Below are 20,981 nucleotides of genomic sequence, written 5' to 3' on the forward strand. Positions count from 1 at the left end.
ATTGAAATCTTTAACATTATATTTCATATATACTGTTATTCTTTCTTTTAGCTAATCTTAGTATGTTTAAAATGACAAATTTATTAACTATTTTAACTCTTTTTGCACTTTATAATTAATTTTAATATAATGAACTAATGATATTAGGGCATATAGAAAGGAATTTTTTAAAGTGAATGAAGAACAAAGAAAAGCTGGTACGATAAATATCTTAAATGAGCGTGATAAGAAAGTAGAAAAAGATTATAGTAAATACTTCGAAAAAATTTATCAACCACCTAGTTTAAAAGAAGCACGTAAACGAGGTAAACAAGATATTAATTATAATCGCGATTTTCATATAGAAGACAAATACCAAGGAATGGGAAAAGGGCGTACATTTTTAATTAAAACATATGGTTGTCAAATGAATGCACACGATACAGAAGTAATGGCTGGGATTTTACAAGCTTTAGACTATACAGCTACAGATGATATAAATGAAGCGGATGTTATTTTGATTAATACTTGTGCAATTCGTGAAAATGCTGAGAATAAAGTATTTAGTGAAATTGGTAACCTAAAACATTTAAAAAAGAATAGACCTGAAGCATTAATCGGTGTTTGTGGATGCATGTCTCAAGAAGAGTCAGTCGTAAATAAGATACTTAAGTCATATCAAAATGTAGATATGATTTTTGGTACACACAATATCCATAAATTACCAGAAATATTAGAAGAAGCATATCTTTCTAAAGCAATGGTTGTAGAAGTTTGGTCTAAAGAAGGCGACATTATTGAAAACCTACCAAAAGTTCGTGAAGGCAGTACGAAAGCATGGGTTAATATTATGTATGGTTGTGATAAATTCTGTACATATTGCATTGTGCCATTTACTAGAGGAAAAGAACGTAGTCGTAGACCAGAAGATATCATTGACGAAGTTCGTGGTTTAGCACGAGATGGTTATAAAGAAATCACTTTACTTGGTCAGAATGTGAATTCATATGGTAAAGATATTAAGGATCTAGATTATGGATTAGGAGATTTATTAGAAGATATTTCTAAAATTGATATCCCAAGAGTACGTTTTACTACAAGTCATCCATGGGACTTTACGGATAGAATGATTGAAGTTATAGCTCAAGGTGGAAATATAGTGCCACATATCCATCTGCCTGTGCAATCTGGAAATAATGCTGTATTAAAAATTATGGGACGTAAATATACGAGAGAAAGTTATTTAGATTTGGTACATAGAATTAAAAATGCCATTCCGAATGTAGCATTAACGACAGATATAATTGTTGGATATCCTAACGAAACCGAAGAACAATTCCAAGAAACACTGTCATTATATGATGAGGTCCAATTTGAACATGCATATACGTACCTATATTCTCAAAGAGATGGTACGCCAGCTGCTAAAATGAAAGATAATGTACCTGAAGATGTGAAAAAAGAGCGCTTACAACGTTTAAATAAAAAAGTAGGTCATTATTCTGAAAAAGCGATGAATCAATATGAAGGGCACACGGTAACTGTCTTATGTGAAGGTGTTAGTAAGAAAGATGATACGGTTCTAGCCGGTTATACTGAGAAGAATAAATTAGTAAACTTTAAAGGTCCACGTGAGGCAATCGGAAAATTAGTAGACGTTGAAATTGATGAAACAAAACAATATTCATTAAATGGTACATTCAAAGAATTTCATAGTGCACAAATGGTGACCAATTAAATGTATAGCAAGGATGAAATTTTAAAACAAGCCGATCAACTCACAAATAAAATTAAAGATTTAGACCTTATAAAATCATATCAAAATATAGAAAAACAAATTCATGACAATCGTAATATTGAAAATAAAATGAACCGTTTAAAAAAACAACAAAAGCAGTCAGTTAATTTTCAAAATTACGGTAAACAACATGCCTATCAACAATCAGAAGATGAGATTGAAGCTTTAGAACATGAAATTAATGAATTACCAATAGTTGAGGAATTTCGCTCTGCACAATATGAAGCGAATGATTTATTACAACTGATGATAAGTACTATGGAAGATCGTTTAAACGAACATAATGAAGATGAACATAAGGAATAATATAAGAAAGGGATAAGCACTATGAACAACAGAAAACTAACACTTACAGCATTGTTGATTGCCACTAACGTTGTGTTAAGTAGTTTTATTATCATTCCATTGGGACCTATAAAAGCAGCACCTGTGCAACATTTTATCAATGTATTATGTGCAGTATTTGTGGGACCATGGTATGGTTTAGCTCAAGCACTCATCTCATCGATCTTAAGAAATTTGTTTGGCACTGGTAGCTTTTTCGCATTTCCAGGAAGTATGGTTGGTGTACTTTTAGCCAGTGTGTTTTATATGTACAGGAAACATATTTTTATGGCTGCTGTTGGTGAAGTAATTGGTACTGGTATTATAGGAAGTTTGTTATGTATTCCAATGGCATGGTTCTTAGGCATGCAAGATTTCTTTGTTAAACCATTAATGATAGCATTTATTATTTCAAGTTTTATAGGTGCTGCGATTAGTTATTTCTTACTTTTTATGTTGAAAAAACGAGGATTACTGGATAAGTTTAAAAAATAATACTTTGTGGATGAAGAGTTGTTTTAATTAATTTGAGATTATCATTTTCAAAAGAAAGAGGCAGACGTTTAAAAAATGTCTATATTCTTAATTTTGTTATGATAATCTTTTTTTATTGATCATTGTGATAAATAAATTTTGCAATAGTATATAAAGTTTAATTAAATGAACTCACGAGCGTTGTAACATTTCATATGTTAAAATATATAAGTTAAAAGTACGTTATAATTCGGAAAAATATAGTAAGGTTGTGAAAATATGTCGAATACGACACCGATGATGCAACAATATTTGAAAATTAAATCGCAATATCAAGATTGTTTATTATTCTTTAGATTAGGCGATTTTTATGAAATGTTTTTTGAGGATGCAAAAGAAGCGTCTAGAATATTAGAAATTACATTGACTAAAAGAGATGCTAAAAAAGAAAACCCAATTCCTATGTGTGGCGTACCTTATCACTCTGCGAATAGCTATATTGAAACGTTAATAAATAATGGTTACAAAGTAGCAATATGTGAACAAATGGAAGATCCTAAGCAAACGAAAGGTATGGTAAAACGTGAAGTAGTTAGAGTAGTAACACCTGGAACAGTAATGGAACAAGGTGGTATGGATGAGAACCAAAATAACTATATTTTAAGTTTTATTAAACAAGATAGTAACTATGCCTTAAGTTATTGTGATATTTCAACTGGTGAATTAAAAGCTACTCAAATTGAAGATGAAGATACTTTAATAAATGAAATTGTAACTATAAATCCTAACGAAATCGTTGTTAATCAAGAAATTAATGAAAGTCTTAAAAAGCAAATCTATTTAACAACAGAAACAATAACTGTTAGAGAATCAATTTCGGATGCTTCATATGAGGTTAATCAACTAACTGATCATCATACGTATCAAGCTACTCAATTATTACTCGATTATGTATATCATACACAAAAGAGAGATCTATCTCATTTAGAGAGTGCAATCACATATGCTGCAGTTGATTTCATGAAGATGGATTACTACGCTAAGAGAAATTTAGAATTAACTGAAAGTATAAGACTAAAATCTAAAAAAGGCACGCTTTTATGGTTAATGGATGAAACGAAAACACCAATGGGGGCGCGTCGACTTAAGCAATGGATAGACAGACCTTTAATTAATAAAGAAAGAGTAGAAGAGAGACTAAATATAGTTGAATCATTCATGAATCACTTCATTGAAAGAGATACGTTAAGAGGTTATTTAAATCAAGTTTATGATATAGAACGATTAGTAGGCCGCGTAAGTTATGGTAACGTCAATGCACGTGATTTAATTCAACTTAAACATTCAATTTCTGAGATTCCTAATATTAAAGCACTTCTCGAAAGTATGAATGATGTTGCGACAAACCAATTTAGTTCTCTTGAACCATTAGAAGATTTATTACAGGTATTAGAAGACAGTTTAATTGAAGAACCACCTATTTCCATTAAAGATGGTGGCCTGTTTAAACATGGCTTTAGTAAACAATTAGATGAATTCTTAGAGGCCTCTAAGAATGGTAAAGATTGGTTGGCACAGTTACAAGCTAAAGAACGAGAGCGAACAGGAATTAAATCACTTAAAATTAGCTACAACAAAGTATTTGGTTATTTTATAGAAATTACACGAGCAAACTTACAAGGATTTGAACCGAATGAATATGGTTATCACCGTAAGCAAACTTTATCTAATGCTGAGCGTTTTATAACAGATGAGTTAAAAGAAAAAGAAGATATTATTTTAGGTGCTGAAGATAAAGCAGTAGAACTTGAGTATCAACTTTTTGTTCGTTTAAGAGAACATATTAAAACTTATACGGAAAGACTTCAAAAGCAGGCTAAAATTATTTCTGAACTTGATTGTTTGCAAAGTTTTGCTGAAATTGCACAAAAATACAACTATGTTAGACCTGAATTTAGTGATAATAAAACATTAAAATTAGAAAACTCACGTCACCCTGTGGTTGAACGTGTAATGGACTATAATGACTACGTTCCTAATGATTGTGAATTAGACAAAGACAACTTTATTTATCTTATTACTGGTCCTAATATGTCAGGTAAATCAACTTACATGAGACAGGTTGCAATCATCAGTATTATGGCTCAAATGGGGGCATATGTTCCTTGTGATAAGGCAACATTGCCAATATTTGATCAAATCTTTACTCGAATTGGTGCTGCAGATGATTTAGTATCAGGGAAAAGTACATTTATGGTAGAGATGTTAGAAGCACAAAAAGCATTAACATATGCGACTGAAAATAGTTTAATCATTTTCGATGAAATTGGTAGAGGTACTTCGACGTATGATGGCTTAGCTCTAGCCCAAGCCATGATTGAGTATGTTGCTCAAACGTCTCATGCAAAAACGTTATTCTCAACGCATTATCATGAATTAACCACATTAGATCAAGCACTACCAAGCCTTAAAAATGTACACGTTGCCGCTGATGAATATCAAGGAGAGTTAATCTTCTTACATAAAGTAAAAGATGGGGCTGTTGATGATAGTTATGGTATTCAAGTAGCTAAACTGGCTAACTTACCAGATGATGTGATTAATCGTGCGCAAGTGATTTTAGATGCTTTCGAACAACATCAAAACGCCAATGATTATGAAAAAACTAGTAATTCAGTGCTTAAGGAATCGGTGTCAGTCGAAAGCCACGATATTAACGCTACACAAAATAAAAAAGATAGCGATAAAAAAGCACAAACTGACAATCATGCACCAAGCAATGAATTTGAACAAGCATCATTTAATCTATTCGATTCAGAACCAACAGTAAGTGAAATCGAGGAAGAGATTAAAAAACTTAATATATCAAATATGACACCTATTGAAGCATTACTTAAACTAAGTGAATTACAAAATCAATTGAGATAGAGGTGTTGGAAAATGGGCAAAATTAAGGAACTACAAACGTCTCTTGCGAATAAAATAGCAGCTGGTGAAGTAGTAGAGCGTCCAAGCTCAGTTGTGAAAGAATTGTTAGAAAATGCAATCGATGCACATTCTACTGAAATTAATATTGAAGTAGAACAATCAGGCATTTCTTCTATTAGAGTCGTAGATAATGGTACTGGTATTGAACAAGATGACTTAGATTTAGTATTTCATAGACATGCAACAAGTAAGTTAGATGCAGATGATGATTTATTTCACATTAGAACATTAGGTTTTCGTGGTGAGGCATTAGCAAGTATATCTTCAGTAGCTAAAGTTACGCTTAAGACGTGTACAGATAGTGAGAATGGTCATGAAATCTATGCCGAAAATGGCGAAATTTTAAGTCGTAAACCAGCTAAAGCTAAAAAAGGTACCGACATCACAGTAGCATCACTATTCTACAATACACCAGCTCGCCTAAAATATATAAAAAGTTTATATACAGAGTTAGGTAAAATTACAGATATCGTCAATCGTATGGCAATGAGTCATCCCGATATACGTATTTCTTTAATATCAGATGGAAAAACATTGTTGAAAACTAACGGTTCCGGTAAAACAAATGAAGTTATGGCTGAAATCTATGGTATAAAAGTTGCAAAAGATTTAGTACATATTCAAGGTGATACGAGTGATTATCACTTAGAAGGTTTCGTAGCTAAACCAGAGCACTCAAGAAGTAATAAGCATTATATCTCAATATTTATTAATGGCAGATATATTAAAAACTTTGTACTTAATAAGGCAATAATTGAAGGGTATCATACACTACTTACAATTGGACGTTATCCGATTTGTTACTTAAATATCGAAATGGATCCAATACTCGTAGATGTGAATGTTCATCCAACTAAATTAGAAGTCAGATTATCAAAAGAAGAACAATTATATCAATTAATTGTTGAGAAAATTCGAGAAGCTTTCAAGGATAGAATTTTAATTCCGCAAAATGATTTGGATAGAAGACCTAAAAAAAATAAAGTATTAAATCAATTTGAACAACAAAAAATAGACTTTGAGAGACGTCAACAGAATTTGAATCAAGAGACTGCGACTCCAACCTATAAGACATCTAGTGATTCTAATGACGATAACTTAAATGAATCAAATTATGAGTACGATGCTCTAGATAATAAAGATAGTATAAATGAAAGTACGGAAAGCATCGTTCACAATAATAAACGCGCCGATGACAAAGATTACTTCCAAATTCAAAAAGAAATTTTGAATGAAATGGATAGTGATACGACTAACCCAGATAATCAGGATATAAATTACGCAACAAAAGGCGCATCAGAAGCCAATATGAGTGATGAAATAGCACCAAAAGATCAACAAGCACTATATCAACCACAAGATAGCAATGATATTAAAGGAAAGGTAAGTAACACACCATCGCGACGTGTTCCATATATGGAAGTTGTTGGCCAGGTACATGGTACTTATATTATTGCGCAAAATGAAAACGGCATGTTTATGATTGATCAGCATGCTGCTCAAGAACGTATTAAATATGAATATTTTAGAGAAAAAATTGGCGAAGTGACGAATGAAGTCCAAGATTTGTTGATACCATTAACCTTTCACTTTTCAAAAGATGAACAAATGATTATAGACCAATATCAGGAAGAATTAGACAAAGTAGGCGTTCATTTAGAGCACTTTGGCGGTCACGATTATATCGTGAATAGTTACCCTGTTTGGTTCCCAAAAGCGGAAGCGGAAGAAATTATTCAAGATATGGTTGAATTGGTATTAAATGATAAAAAAATAAGTGTAAAAAAAATGCGTGAAGATGCTGCGATTATGATGAGTTGTAAGAAATCAATTAAGGCAAATCATTATTTAAAAAATAATGAGATGGCGGATTTGATTGATCAATTACGTGAAGCGGAAGATCCATTCACATGTCCGCACGGCAGACCTATTATCATCAACTTCTCGAATTATGAACTAGAAAAACTATTTAAACGCGTCATGTAGAGAGGAAAATGCTTATGAAAGAATACGTTTTACCTGCGATACGGAATATGAAAGACTTAGAGAAATTAATAAAAACAGATTATAAAATATGTGTGCTATTAGATATGCATATTGGTCATTTGAAAAGTGTTATGGCGCTGCTAAAGGCGAATCAAATTGAAGCCTATATTCATATCGATTTAATTAAGGGTATGGCTGTCGATGAATATGCTTGTGAATATATCATTCAAACATATAGTCCTAAAGGAATCGTTTCTACCAAATCTAAAGTAATTCAAAAAGCTAAATCGTTAAATAAGTTAACGATTTTCAGGGTGTTTATTATAGATAGTCAAGCCTTAAGTAGAAGTATTAACTTAATTAAGAAAGTTGAGCCTGATTATGTAGAAGTATTACCTGGTATAGCGCATAAAGTTGTTAAAATCATTGATGAAGAAACTGCTTCAAAAGTCATTGCTGGTGGTTTGATTAATGAAGAAAGCGAAATAACTCAGGCACTTAATAGCGGTGCGAGCTACGTTACAACCAGTAACCGTGCATTATGGTAATTCGTACCGCCATCAATCCAACTTCTTTCTTAATTTTATAAAAATGAGAACAATCAATTTTTAGAATTACTTAAATGTGACAAAATTTCAACGAAAGTATTGACAACGCTTACAAACTTTCTGTATGATTTAAACAAGTTAATATTAAGATTAAGATTAAGAGACGAAGAGATTTCTGCAATGCCTTTATTAGCGCTTTTGTAGGAATCTTTTTGTCTTATAGGAGGATTCATCATGAATGTTTATTTAGCAGAATTTTTAGGTACTGCTATTCTAATTCTTTTCGGTGGTGGCGTTTGTGCTAACGTTAATTTGAAGCGAAGCGCTGGTCAGGACTCTGACTGGATCGTTATTGCAGCAGGTTGGGGACTAGCTGTATCAATGGGTGTTTACGCAGTTGGAAAATTTTCAGGAGCACATTTAAATCCAGCGGTGACTATTGCTTTAGCGATGGACGGCGGTTTTAGTTGGGCGCAAGTACCAGGTTACATAATCTGTCAAATGCTTGGAGGTATTGTAGGTGGTGTGCTCGTTTGGTTAATGTATTTACCACATTGGAAAGCAACAGAAGATAAAGGTGCGAAGTTAGGTGTATTTTCTACAGCGCCAGCAATTAAGAACTATTTTGCAAACTTTTTGAGTGAAATTATTGGTACAGCGATTCTTTGCTTAGGTATTTTATTTATTGGTGTTAATAAAATTGCCGATGGATTAAATCCGCTTATCGTTGGTGCCTTAATCGTTGCAATTGGACTAAGTTTAGGTGGTCCTACTGGATATGCCATCAATCCTGCACGTGATTTAGGACCAAGAATTGCACATGCAATGCTACCAATAGCTGGTAAAGGTGGTTCTAACTGGGGCTATGCTATAGTACCTGTATTGGGGCCTATTGCAGGAGGCATGTTAGGAGCAGTTATTTATAAAGTCTTCTACAAAGGACAATTTGATTTGATTTGTGCAGTTGGTATTTTACTAGTTATCGTTACATTAGTGCTTGGTTTGGCACTGAATAAAGCTAATAAATCAAATGATATTGAATCAATTTATTAAATAACATCTTACATTTATGATTATTTTTTGGAAAAGTGCTATAACTATAGTACACTTCCTTAATATTTAAATTCTTTAACAATTGTTTATTCATATAGCAGAAAGGGAGAAAATTTATGGAAAAATACATCATGTCGATAGACCAAGGAACAACAAGTTCAAGAGCTATCTTATTTGATAAAGAAGGCGACATCAAAGGTGTTGCACAAAGAGAATTCAAACAATACTTCCCTAAATCAGGTTGGGTAGAACATGACGCTAATGAAATTTGGACTTCAGTATTAGCAGTTATGGCAGAAGTGTTAAATGAAAATGAAATTAACGCTGATCAAGTTGAGGGTATTGGTATCACAAACCAACGTGAAACGACAGTTATTTGGGATAAAAATACAGGACGTCCAATCTATCATGCAATTGTATGGCAATCTCGTCAAACACAAGCAATCTGTCATGAATTAAAAGAGCAAGGACATGAAGAAACGTTCCGTAATAAAACAGGTTTATTATTAGACCCATACTTTGCTGGAACGAAGGTTAAATGGATTCTTGATAACGTTGATGGCGCTAGAGAAAAAGCTGAAAATGGCGACTTATTATTTGGTACAATTGATACTTGGCTCGTGTGGAAATTGTCTGGTGGAGAAGCACATATTACAGACTATTCAAATGCGAGTCGTACACTAATGTATAATATTTATGATTTAAAATGGGATGAAGAACTTCTTGAATTATTAAGTGTACCTAAACAATTGTTACCAGAAGTTAAACCATCTAGTGAAATTTACGCACATACAAGAGACTATCATTTCTTTGGCCAAAAAGTACCGATTTCAGGTATCGCTGGTGACCAACAAGCTGCACTATTTGGACAAGCATGTTTCGAACGTGGAGATGTGAAAAATACGTATGGTACTGGTGGCTTTATGTTAATGAATACTGGCGAAGAACCAGTTAAATCTGAAAGTGGATTATTAACTACTATTGCGTATGGTTTAGATGGTAAAGTTAATTATGCACTTGAAGGCTCTATCTTTGTTTCAGGATCAGCAATCCAATGGCTACGTGATGGTTTAAGAATTATAAATTCAGCGCCTCAATCTGAAAACTATGCGACACGCGTTGACTCTACTGATAATGTTTATTTCGTACCAGCATTCGTTGGATTAGGTACGCCTTACTGGGATTCAGAAGCAAGAGGTGCCATCTTCGGTTTGAGTCGTGGTACTGAAAAAGAACATTTCATTCGAGCAACATTAGAATCATTATGTTATCAAACACGTGATGTTATGGAAGCGATGTCTAAAGATTCTAAAATTGAAGTGAATAATTTACGTGTTGATGGCGGTGCAGTTAAAAATAACTTTATCATGCAATTCCAAGCAGATATTGTTAACACTGCAGTAGAGCGCCCAGAAATTCAAGAAACTACAGCATTAGGCGCTGCTTATTTAGCGGGATTAGCAGTTGGTTTCTGGGATAGTAAAGATGAAATCGCAAATAGATGGCAATTAGAAACAGAATTTACACCACAGATGTCTGAAGAAGACAGAACTAAGTTATATAAAGGTTGGAAAAAAGCAGTTGAAGCTACTCAGGTCTTTAAATTAGAAGATTAATCTCTAAACATGGCTTAGTTTATTGAAGTGTGATATGATTAAATTAAGTTAATAAATTAGTCGAGATTTGAGAGACCTGTTTCATACAGTTTGATTCTGTATGGATAGGTCTCTCTTTTTTCACAAAAATAAAATATCGGAGGGGTATATTTATGGCTTTATCAACTTTAAATAGAGAAGTAATTAAGAAAAATTTACAAAATGAAGAATATGATGTTGTAATCATCGGAGGCGGTATCACAGGTGCAGGGATTGCGTTAGATGCGTCTCAACGTGGTATGAAAGTAGCATTAGTAGAAATGCAAGATTTTGCGCAAGGTACAAGTTCACGTTCTACTAAATTAGTTCATGGTGGATTAAGATATTTAAAACAAGCACAAATCAAAGTTGTAGCTGAAACTGGTAAAGAACGTGCGATTGTTTATGAAAATGGTCCACACGTAACGACACCAGAATGGATGTTACTACCAATGCACAAAGGTGGTACTTTCGGTAAATTCACAACTAACTTAGGTTTAACAGCATACGATCGCTTAGCCGGTGTAAAAAAATACGAACGTAAAAAAATGTTGAGTAAAAAACAAACATTAAACAAAGAACCATTAGTGAAAAAAGATGGTTTAAAAGGAGGCGGTTATTATGTTGAATACCGTACTGATGATGCGCGTTTAACAATTGAAGTTATGAAACGTGCCGAAGAAAATGGTGCAGAAGTTTTAAATCATACGAAATCAACAGATTTCATTTATGATGCAAAATCTAAAGTGAGAGGTATTGAAGTTCAAGATTTATTAACTGGTGAAATGTACCAAATCAATGCTAAAAAAGTTATAAACGCTGCAGGTCCTTGGGTAGATGAAGTTCGTAAAAAAGATTACACGCGTAACAATAAACAACTACGTTTAACTAAAGGTGTTCATGTTGTCATTGATCAATCTAAATTCCCGTTAAGACAAGCGGTTTATTTCGATACTGAAAAAGATGGACGAATGATTTTTGCCATTCCACGTGAAGGTAAAGCGTATGTCGGAACAACTGATACGTTCTATGATAATGACAAAACAAAACCATTAACAACACAAGAAGATAGAGACTATCTTATTGATGCAATTAACTATATGTTCCCAGACGTAAATGTAAAAGATGAAGATATCGAATCAACTTGGGCTGGAGTTAGACCGTTAATATTAGAAGATGGAAAAGATCCTTCTGAAATTTCACGTAAAGATGAAATTTGGGAAGGTAAATCAGGTCTTTTAACAATTGCTGGTGGTAAATTAACAGGTTACCGTCACATGGCTTTAGAAATTGTCGATTTATTAGCAAAACGTTTAAAACAAGAATACAAATTAACATTTGATGATTGTAAAACGAAACATACACCGATTTCTGGTGGTGATGTAGGCGGAAGTGCAAACTTTGAAAATTACGTAGCACGTAAAGTTGAAGAAGGTAAGGCAATTGGTCTTCAAGCTGATGTTGCTGAACGTTTAGCTTCTAAATATGGTTCTAACGTTGATAAATTATTTAACATTGCACAAATAGCTCAAGACAAAACATTAAATTTAGCACTAGAAATGTACGTTGAATTAGTATATAGCGTTCAAAATGAAATGGTTTATAAACCAACAGATTTCTTAATTCGTAGAACAGGTAAATTGTATTTCAATATTAACCAAGTAAAACAATATAAAGATGCAGTCGTTGAAGAGCTTGCTAAATTACTGAATTATACTCAAAGTCAACGCAATGAATTTACTAAAGAAATTAATATTGCGATTGAGGAAGCAACACACGGCAATGAACAACTTGCGGTTCTAAAATAAAATTTAAAATGGATGTTTTGAGAATTCAACACATATATGCGTGTATTCAATGAAACATCAAAGTCATTAAAAATATGAATATTTAGTAACTGACTGAACTGAGCACGTACTTAAATCAAGGTTTCTCAGTTCAAGTCATCCTTGCGGGGGTAGGACAACGATTTTAAAAAGAATTCTGTTCTACTCCCGCTTTAATGTTCCAAAAGTAAGACTATTGGCGGAGAGATCTCACCTAAGAGAATTTCATTGGAAAATGTCACTAACATAGAGTAATTTTACAGACAAAATAAGATGGGTAGGACAACGATTTCAAGATGAATTCAGACTTGCTCCTATAAAGATGCAATTGAAGTTGTTAAAATGAGTCTAACAATTTGATAACATTAAGAATGACAGGTATATTTAAAGGAATATAGGACATTAAGGTTAAGTAATTATTTTTGCAAGGAGGCATATGCGTGAGTCAACAATCATTCAAAATTACCGTTGAAGACGGCACTATGATAGAAGTTAAAGTAGATAAAGCGAAGATAGCAACATTTGGTGTCGTTCATATCTTTCACGGAATGGCTGAGCATATGGATCGTTATGAATCACTTGTGCAGGCATTAACGCATCAAGGATACGATGTGATACGACACAATCATCGAGGTCACGGTATCGATATAGATGAAAGTGAAAGAGGTCATTACAATGACATGCATACCATAGCCCAAGATGCTTATGAAATAGCACAAACACTCCATAGTTCAGATAGCAATATTCCATATATCATTTTAGGACATTCAATGGGTTCAATTATTGCTCGTTTGTTCGTAGAGAAATATCCAGATGTTGCACAAGGCTTAATACTTACAGGTACTGGTCAATATCCTAAATACAAAGGAATTCCAGCTATAATTGCATTAAAATTAATCACACTTATTTGTGGAAAGCGTAACCGATTAGAGTGGGTGAATCAATTTGTTTATAAATCATTTAATAAGAAAATAGATCAACCTGAAACAAAGAGCGATTGGCTATCCTCTAAGCGTGATGAAATTAACAAATTTGTTAACGATGATTATACGGGTTTCTTAGTATCTAACCAATTAATCTATCAAACAGTGAAACATATGATAAGTACGGCTAATAATAAGCAACTCAAAAAAATGAACGCCCAGTTACCAATACTACTTATCTCTGGTAAGGAGGATCCATTTGGTGACTATGGCAAAGGCATACGGAAGTTGGGAAAAAAATTCAAACGTGCAGGCATAAACCATATAACAGTTCAACTTTATGCGAATAGAAGACATGAAATTTTATTTGAAGATGATAAGGAAATGATATGGACGCATATGTTTGACTGGATTCAGAAACAAGTAATAAAGAAAAATTGAAGTGAGGGATAACGATTGAACGACGTCAATAAACCATTTTTAGTGGTTATAGTCGGACCAACCGCGTCTGGTAAGACAGAATTAAGTATTGAATTAGCAAAACGCATCAATGGTGAAATCATTAGTGGGGATTCAATGCAAGTATATAAACAAATGGATATAGGTACAGCTAAGGTGACGAATGAAGAAATGGATGGCATCCCCCATTATATGATTGATATTTTAAATCCAGATGACTCATTTTCAGCATATGATTTCAAACAACAAGCACAAAGTTTGATTAAAGATATAACTACTAGGGGCAAGGTTCCTATTATAGCTGGAGGTACGGGATTATATATTCAATCATTAATTTATGATTATCCATTCGAAGATGAGACCGTTTCAAAAGAAGTTGAAAAGCAAACCAAGTCTAAATTGCAAGCATTAGAACCATTGACTAATCAAGAAGTGCATGATTATTTGGCGACATTTGATCCACAATCAGCACAAGATATACATCCCAATAATAGAAAAAGGGTGTATAGAGCGATTGAATATTACTTAAATACAAAAAAACTTATAAGTTCTCGCAAGAAAGTGCAACAATTTACAGAAAATTATGATACATTATTAATAGGGATTGAAATGTCGCGCAAAACATTATATTCAAGAATAAATAAACGTGTAGATATTATGTTGGGCCACGGATTATTTAATGAAGTGAAGAACCTAGTAGAACAGGGTTATGAATCTACTCAAAGTATGCAAGCAATTGGATATAAAGAGCTGGTACCTGTTGTAAATGGTGAGTTATCAATAGACCAAGCAGTTGAAACATTAAAACAACATTCAAGACAATATGCTAAGCGACAAATGACATGGTTCAAGAATAAATTACATGTTCAATGGTTTGATAGAGAGACAATGACACTTCAAATGATGTTAGATGAGATTACAACCCAAATAAATAAAAGGAGTTCTAAACATGATTGCAAACCACAACATCCAAGATCAAGCACTAGAGAACTTTAAAGCACAACAAACAGAAGTTACAGTTTTCTTTTTAAACGGCTTTCAAATGAAAGGTGTTATTGAAGACTTTGACAAATATGTTGTCAGCTTAGTTTCTCAAGGTAAACAACATTTGATATACAAACATGCGATCAGCACATTTACTGTGGAAACTGAAGTTACAGATTCTAATGAACCAGTAAATAGTGAAGAATAAGTTGTAATTAAAGTGCAACGTTGCAAGTTCTTAAGAGCGTAGACAACGGTCTTAATGACAGTGTGACTTGTAATAAACTCATCATATTTTAGCACTTTTGACAAATAGAGGAATGTTTGTAATATAAAAAGCTACATTATAGAGTGAAATGATAACTCTATAATGTAGCTTTTTATCGTAGTTTAATTAAATGTTAATCTATAATAATTTTTCGATATCTTTTTCAATTTGAGCTGGTTTCTTTTGAGGAGAGAAACGACTCACAACGTTTCCTTCACGATCAACTAAAAATTTTGTGAAGTTCCATTTAATTTTTTCGCTTAACATACCTTTAGCTGCATCAGTTAAGAAGCGGAATAAAGGATGTTGATTTTCCCCTTTAACGTCTACTTTTTCATGGATTGGGAATGTTACGCCATAGTTAATTTTACAATTTTGGTTAGCTTCAGCACCTGAACCAGGTTCTTGCCCACCAAATTGATTACATGGAAAACCTAAAATAACAAAACCTTGGTCTTTATATTTCTCATACAATGCTTGTAAACCCTCAAATTGTGGCGTGAAACCACATTCACTTGCAGTGTTAACAATTAGCATTACTTTGCCTTTGTATTCTTCTAATTTATAATCTTCACCATTAGATTTTTGTACCACAAAGTCATATATATTTTCCATAGTATCACCCTTTCGATATAAGAATAATGTAACATAATTTTAGTAGATAGTCTTTGAATAGACACTGTGATAGAATATTTGAGAAACACATTAGAAGGAGATGTATAACGTGACACAGCGTATGACACACGCGACAAAGAAAAAGTTGGAAACTGCTGTATTAGTCGGTGTACATGCTCAAAATGATAATGAATTTAATTTCGATTCAACAATGGAAGAATTAAAAGCTTTATCATTAACTTGTCAGCTTGATGTTAAAGGACAGGTCACTCAAAATAGAGAACAAGTCGATCATAAGTATTACGTTGGTAAAGGTAAAATTGACGAATTAAAAGCTTTTATTGAGTTCCATGATATAGATGTCGTAGTGACCAATGATGAGTTAACTACTGCACAATCAAAAACATTAAATGATAATTTGGGCATAAAAATTATCGATAGAACACAGTTGATTTTAGAAATTTTTGCATTGAGAGCAAGTAGTCGTGAAGGTAAATTGCAAGTAGAGTTAGCGCAATTAGATTATTTATTACCAAGACTTCAAGGGCATGGTAAAAGCTTATCAAGACTTGGTGGTGGCATAGGTACACGAGGGCCTGGTGAGACGAAATTAGAAATGGATAGACGTCACATTCGTACACGTATGAATGAAATTAAACATCAATTACAAACTGTAGTCGAACACAGGGAACGTTACCGTAATAAACGCGAACAAAATCAAGTCTTTCAAATTGCGCTCGTTGGTTATACGAATGCAGGTAAGTCATCGTGGTTTAATGTATTGTCAGGTGAAGAAACATTTGAGAAAGATTTACTCTTTGCGACGTTAGATCCTAAAACACGTCAAATTCAAATTAATGAAGGATTTAATTTAATTATTTCAGATACTGTTGGATTTATTCAAAAATTACCAACAACATTAATCGCTGCCTTTAAATCTACGTTAGAAGAAGCAAAAGGTGCGGATTTATTATTACATATCGTAGATGCGAGTCATTCAGAGTACCGTTCTCAATATGATACAGTTAATCAATTAATTAATGATTTAGATATGAGTCACATACCTCAAGCAGTTATATTTAATAAGAAAGATCAATGTAGTGACAGTGATGATAGTCCAGTATCTGCATCACCATCCATTTTTGTCTCTAGTCGAGTTGAAGGGGATAAATCAAAGGTTAAGGCGTTTTTAATCGCGCATGTGAAAGCCGCATTGTCTTATTATGAAGAGAAGGTTCCCAGTACAAACGCAGATAGACTTTATTTCTTAAAGCAGCATACGCTAATTGAAGAAATGAATTTTGATCCTAAAAATGAGGATTATGTGATTACTGGATATAAAAAACAATAAAAGGAAGTATGTAAGAATGTCAGATATTTCATCATTGGTTAAAGACGTAGAGGAAACGTTATCACCATATTTTAAACAAATAGAAGAAATTGCATATTTAAATCAAGAAAAAGTTTTAAATGCCTTTCATTACGTTAAAGCTACAGAAAGTGATTTAGTAGGGAGTACAGGCTATGGATATGATGATTTTGGTCGGGATCATCTTGAAGATATCTATGCCCACACATTTAAAGCTGAAGATGCGATTGTACGACCACAAATAATTTCAGGCACACATGCGATTACTTTAGCGCTGCAAAGTACACTTAAATACGGCGATGAACTATTGTATATTACTGGAAGTCCATACGATACGTTACTTGAAGTGATTGGTGTAAATGGTAATGGTATTGAAAGTTTGAAAGAACATGGAATTGAATATAATGAAGTTCCTTTGAAAGAGGGTCAAATAGATATTCAGTCCACACTCGAAGCAATATCAGAAAAGACAAAAGTAGTAGCCATTCAACGTTCCAAAGGCTATGACCAAAGACCTTCCATCGCTATCAAAGAAATTGAAACAGCAATTCTAGCTATTAAAGCACGATACCCTGATATTATAATCTTTGTGGATAATTGTTACGGAGAATTTGTCGAAGAACGTGAACCTATTGAAGTTGGTGCAGACTTGATAGCAGGTTCATTAATTAAGAATCCAGGTGGCGGTCTAGCTAAGATAGGTGGTTATATCGCTGGACGTAAAGATTTAATCGAACGTTGTGGCTATCGATTAACAGCGCCTGGTATTGGTAAAGAGGCGGGCGCATCATTGTATTCGTTACAAGAGATGTATCAAGGCTTCTTCTTAGCACCGCATGTAGTTAGTCAAAGCTTGAAAGGGGCTTTATTTACGAGCTTACTTCTCGAAAAAATGAATATGCAAACAGTTCCTAAATATAATGTCAAACGTACGGATTTAATACAGACCGTTCAATTTGATACTAAAGAACAAATGATAGCATTTTGCCAAAGTATACAACACGCTTCACCGATCAATGCACATTTCAGTCCTGAACCAAGCTATATGCCTGGTTATGAAGATGATGTGATCATGGCTGCTGGTACTTTTGTTCAAGGGTCTTCAATTGAATTGTCAGCAGATGGACCGATAAGACCGCCATATGAAGCATATGTTCAAGGTGGATTAACTTATGAACACGTCAAACTAGCTGTTACTCGTGCAGTTACTAATTTGAAGGAACAAAACTTAATATAGATGCTTAAAGGGAGCGGTACAGAATTTTTAAATTCGTCGTCCGCTCCCAGTTTGCTTTGCTTGTGGAATTTCTTAATGAAATTCTCTTTGTTGGGGCCCCCGCCCACAAGGATGATTAGAACTGAGAAAAGCTTGATTTAAGCGCCTTCTCAGTTCAGTCAGCTACTGCGAATTTGCGAAGTAGCACCATTATATTATTTATATCACAGCCTCTTTTCTGAAAAAATATTATATAAATAAGTCTATATACCTATTGAAAAGTGCTTGAAATTAATATTAAATCTAGTTTTAAAATTTACATGTAAGAAAACCTAACATATTTTTGTAATGCGATTAAAACTATGCTAAATTAATATCAAGTTCAAAAGTAGAGGTGAGGTTATGAATGTCTAACGATAAAATCAGACGTAATATGGCCGTGTTCTCTATGAGTGTTGTTTGTAAATTAACAGAACTCACTGCAAGACAAATCCGCTACTATGAAACACATGAACTTGTCATGCCCGAGCGTACAGAAGGAAACAAGCGATTATTTTCGTTAAATGATTTAGAACGTCTTCTTGAAATTAAATCTTTGATTGAGAAAGGATTTAACCTTAAAGGGATCAAGCAAATCATAACTAATAATCAAGGGCATCTTACATCAGATGAACAAGAGATTAGAAAAAGAATGATTGTTGACGCAACGCAGAAACCACACGGTGAAGCTTTGCCAATAAATCGTGGCGATTTATCACGGTTTATTAAATAAATTTTTGGAGGATTTCTACCATGCCTAAACGTACATTTAGTAAAGACGATATTCGTAAGTTTGCAAAAGAAGAAAACGTTAGATACTTAAGATTACAATTTACAGATATCTTAGGTACAATCAAAAACGTTGAAGTACCAGTTAGCCAATTAGAAAAAGTATTAGATAACGAAATGATGTTTGATGGTTCATCAATCGAAGGTTTCGTACGTATCGAAGAATCTGACATGTATTTATGCCCAGATTTAGATACTTGGGTTATCTTCCCTTGGACTGCTGGTCAAGGTAAAGTAGCTCGTTTAATTTGTGATGTATATACGACTGATGGTGAACCATTTGCTGGTGACCCACGTAACAACTTAAAACGTGTGTTAAAAGAAATGGAAGATATGGGCTATACAGATTTCAACTTAGGGCCTGAACCTGAATTCTTCTTATTTAAATTAGACGAAAAAGGTGAACCAACATTAGAACTAAATGATAATGGTGGTTATTTCGATTTAGCACCAACAGACTTAGGTGAAAATTGCCGTCGTGACATCGTATTAGAACTTGAAGATATGGGATTCGATATCGAAGCAAGTCACCACGAAGTTGCGCCAGGACAACATGAAATTGACTTTAAATATGCAGATGCGATTACTGCTTGTGATAATATCCAAACATTTAAATTAGTTGTTAAAACAATCGCACGTAAGCATAACTTACATGCAACATTCATGCCAAAACCATTATTCGGTGTTAACGGAAGCGGCATGCACTTTAACGTATCATTATTTAAAGGTAAAGAAAATGCATTCTACGATCCAAATGGTGAAATGCAATTAACTAAAGATGCTTATCACTTTACTGCAGGTATCTTAAATAATGCACGTGGATTCACAGCTGTGTGTAACCCATTAGTAAACTCTTATAAACGTTTAGTTCCTGGTTACGAAGCACCTTGTTATATCGCTTGGAGTGGTAAAAACCGTTCACCATTAGTACGTGTGCCATCTTCAAGAGGCTTATCAACTCGTATTGAAGTACGTTCAGTAGACCCAGCTGCTAACCCTTACATGGCATTAGCAACAATCCTACAAGCTGGTTTAGATGGTATTAAGAACAAAACTAAAGTTCCAGAACCAGTTAACCAAAATATTTATGAAATGAACCGTGAAGAACGTGAAGCTGTAGGTATCCAAGACTTACCTTCAACACTTTACACTGCTTTAAAAGCTATGCGTGAAAATGACACAGTTAAACAAGCGTTAGGTAATCACATTTACAATCAATTTATAAACTCTAAATCAATTGAATGGGATTATTACAGAACTCAAGTGTCTGAATGGGAACGCGATCAATACATGAAACAATATTAATTCGCTAAGCAAATCGGGGAAAGACTTAGTGGTATAAGGAGTTAAGGCATCTTGCCTTAGCTTCTTTTTTGTATAAAAAGTGGGCAACTAATAGATAAAATAGTTTTCTCTTATACTAAAATGGCAACTATTGGGCAACTAGATTATGGCAAGATATGGCTTTAGTTCAAAAAGAAGTGGAAAAAACGACGAGCAATGTATTACTTAGAGGGAGACATCCTAATGAGTATGTATCTGAGTTTAAAAAGCAAACAAATTCCACTACTTATAATGCTAGTAGACTATTAGTTACTGAATCAGCAAGAGTACAAGCAGAGTCGCAAAAACTAACCTATTTAAAAGAACTAGGTGAAGAAGGAGAGTACAAATATGTAGCAAAAATCGACAAGAAAACATCTAAAATT

At 33.6% G+C, this 20,981-nt stretch carries 17 protein-coding genes and 1 pseudogene; 17 read left to right on the forward strand and 1 reads right to left on the reverse strand.

What is annotated here, in order from left to right; genetic code table 11:
* Nucleotides 1–172 precede the first annotated feature (172 nt).
* From miaB to hfq, 12 genes are all read left to right on the forward strand, one after another.
* Complete coding sequence (gene miaB, locus KA858_RS11580; protein WP_107629722.1) at nucleotides 173–1,717, forward strand: tRNA (N6-isopentenyl adenosine(37)-C2)-methylthiotransferase MiaB; 1,545 nt, start codon at nucleotides 173–175, stop codon at nucleotides 1,715–1,717.
* The gene (locus KA858_RS11585) at nucleotides 1,718–2,083 is read left to right on the forward strand and encodes a YlbF/YmcA family competence regulator (protein WP_070855551.1); all 366 of its coding nucleotides are present in this window, start codon (nucleotides 1,718–1,720) and stop codon (nucleotides 2,081–2,083) included.
* A 21-nt stretch (nucleotides 2,084–2,104) separates the two neighbouring features.
* Nucleotides 2,105–2,596 (forward strand): energy coupling factor transporter S component ThiW, encoded by a 492-nt coding sequence (thiW, locus tag KA858_RS11590; protein ID WP_107629721.1) that lies wholly within the window; start codon nucleotides 2,105–2,107, stop codon nucleotides 2,594–2,596.
* A 258-nt stretch (nucleotides 2,597–2,854) separates the two neighbouring features.
* Complete coding sequence (mutS, locus tag KA858_RS11595; RefSeq protein WP_210135767.1) at nucleotides 2,855–5,503, forward strand: DNA mismatch repair protein MutS; 2,649 nt, start codon at nucleotides 2,855–2,857, stop codon at nucleotides 5,501–5,503.
* Nucleotides 5,504–5,515: 12 nt separating this feature from the next.
* Nucleotides 5,516–7,549, forward strand: a complete 2,034-nt coding sequence (gene mutL / locus KA858_RS11600) for a DNA mismatch repair endonuclease MutL (RefSeq protein ID WP_210135768.1) — start codon at nucleotides 5,516–5,518, stop codon at nucleotides 7,547–7,549.
* 14 nt (nucleotides 7,550–7,563) lie between these two features.
* Nucleotides 7,564–8,097 (forward strand): glycerol-3-phosphate responsive antiterminator, encoded by a 534-nt coding sequence (locus tag KA858_RS11605; RefSeq protein ID WP_053029353.1) that lies wholly within the window; start codon nucleotides 7,564–7,566, stop codon nucleotides 8,095–8,097.
* Between the two features lie 234 nt (nucleotides 8,098–8,331).
* Nucleotides 8,332–9,150 (forward strand): MIP/aquaporin family protein, encoded by an 819-nt coding sequence (locus KA858_RS11610; RefSeq protein ID WP_053029354.1) that lies wholly within the window; start codon nucleotides 8,332–8,334, stop codon nucleotides 9,148–9,150.
* 116 nt (nucleotides 9,151–9,266) lie between these two features.
* Nucleotides 9,267–10,766, forward strand: coding sequence for a glycerol kinase GlpK (gene glpK, locus KA858_RS11615; protein WP_053029355.1), 1,500 nt, complete (start codon nucleotides 9,267–9,269; stop codon nucleotides 10,764–10,766).
* A 152-nt stretch (nucleotides 10,767–10,918) separates the two neighbouring features.
* Nucleotides 10,919–12,592, forward strand: a complete 1,674-nt coding sequence (locus KA858_RS11620; RefSeq protein WP_210135769.1) for a glycerol-3-phosphate dehydrogenase/oxidase — start codon at nucleotides 10,919–10,921, stop codon at nucleotides 12,590–12,592.
* 458 nt (nucleotides 12,593–13,050) lie between these two features.
* Nucleotides 13,051–13,974 carry an alpha/beta fold hydrolase gene (locus KA858_RS11625; protein ID WP_053029357.1) on the forward strand — a complete coding sequence of 308 codons (924 nt, stop codon included), beginning with the start codon at nucleotides 13,051–13,053 and terminating at the stop codon, nucleotides 13,972–13,974.
* A 15-nt stretch (nucleotides 13,975–13,989) separates the two neighbouring features.
* Nucleotides 13,990–14,988 carry a tRNA (adenosine(37)-N6)-dimethylallyltransferase MiaA gene (gene miaA, locus KA858_RS11630; RefSeq protein WP_210135770.1) on the forward strand — a complete coding sequence of 333 codons (999 nt, stop codon included), beginning with the start codon at nucleotides 13,990–13,992 and terminating at the stop codon, nucleotides 14,986–14,988.
* Nucleotides 14,942–15,184: an RNA chaperone Hfq gene (gene hfq / locus KA858_RS11635; RefSeq protein ID WP_053029359.1), complete on the forward strand. Its 243-nt coding sequence runs from the start codon at nucleotides 14,942–14,944 to the stop codon at nucleotides 15,182–15,184. The genes miaA and hfq overlap by 47 nt, the downstream gene beginning before the upstream one ends.
* Nucleotides 15,185–15,382: 198 nt before the next feature.
* On the opposite strand, the gene KA858_RS11640 is transcribed toward hfq, so the two are convergent.
* Nucleotides 15,383–15,859, reverse strand: a complete 477-nt coding sequence (locus KA858_RS11640; protein WP_053029360.1) for a glutathione peroxidase — start codon at nucleotides 15,857–15,859, stop codon at nucleotides 15,383–15,385.
* A 121-nt stretch (nucleotides 15,860–15,980) separates the two neighbouring features.
* On the opposite strand from KA858_RS11640, the gene hflX reads away from it, so the two are divergent.
* The 5 genes and pseudogenes from hflX to KA858_RS11665 all read left to right on the forward strand — a co-directional run.
* On the forward strand, nucleotides 15,981–17,210 hold the full coding sequence (hflX, locus tag KA858_RS11645) for a GTPase HflX (RefSeq protein ID WP_481906477.1): 1,230 nt from the start codon (nucleotides 15,981–15,983) through the stop codon (nucleotides 17,208–17,210).
* Between the two features lie 16 nt (nucleotides 17,211–17,226).
* On the forward strand, nucleotides 17,227–18,465 hold the full coding sequence (locus KA858_RS11650) for a methionine gamma-lyase family protein (RefSeq protein WP_210135772.1): 1,239 nt from the start codon (nucleotides 17,227–17,229) through the stop codon (nucleotides 18,463–18,465).
* 385 nt (nucleotides 18,466–18,850) lie between these two features.
* Nucleotides 18,851–19,216, forward strand: coding sequence for a MerR family transcriptional regulator (locus KA858_RS11655; protein WP_053029363.1), 366 nt, complete (start codon nucleotides 18,851–18,853; stop codon nucleotides 19,214–19,216).
* Between the two features lie 20 nt (nucleotides 19,217–19,236).
* A complete protein-coding gene (glnA, locus tag KA858_RS11660; protein ID WP_210135773.1) occupies nucleotides 19,237–20,577 on the forward strand; it encodes a type I glutamate--ammonia ligase in 1,341 nt (446 codons plus the stop codon).
* A 122-nt stretch (nucleotides 20,578–20,699) separates the two neighbouring features.
* Nucleotides 20,700–20,981 (forward strand): annotated as a pseudogene (locus KA858_RS11665) (minor capsid protein); the annotation flags it as partial.

The organism is Staphylococcus sp. GDX8P80P (assembly GCF_017893095.1).
GTDB classification, from domain to species: domain Bacteria; phylum Bacillota; class Bacilli; order Staphylococcales; family Staphylococcaceae; genus Staphylococcus; species Staphylococcus borealis.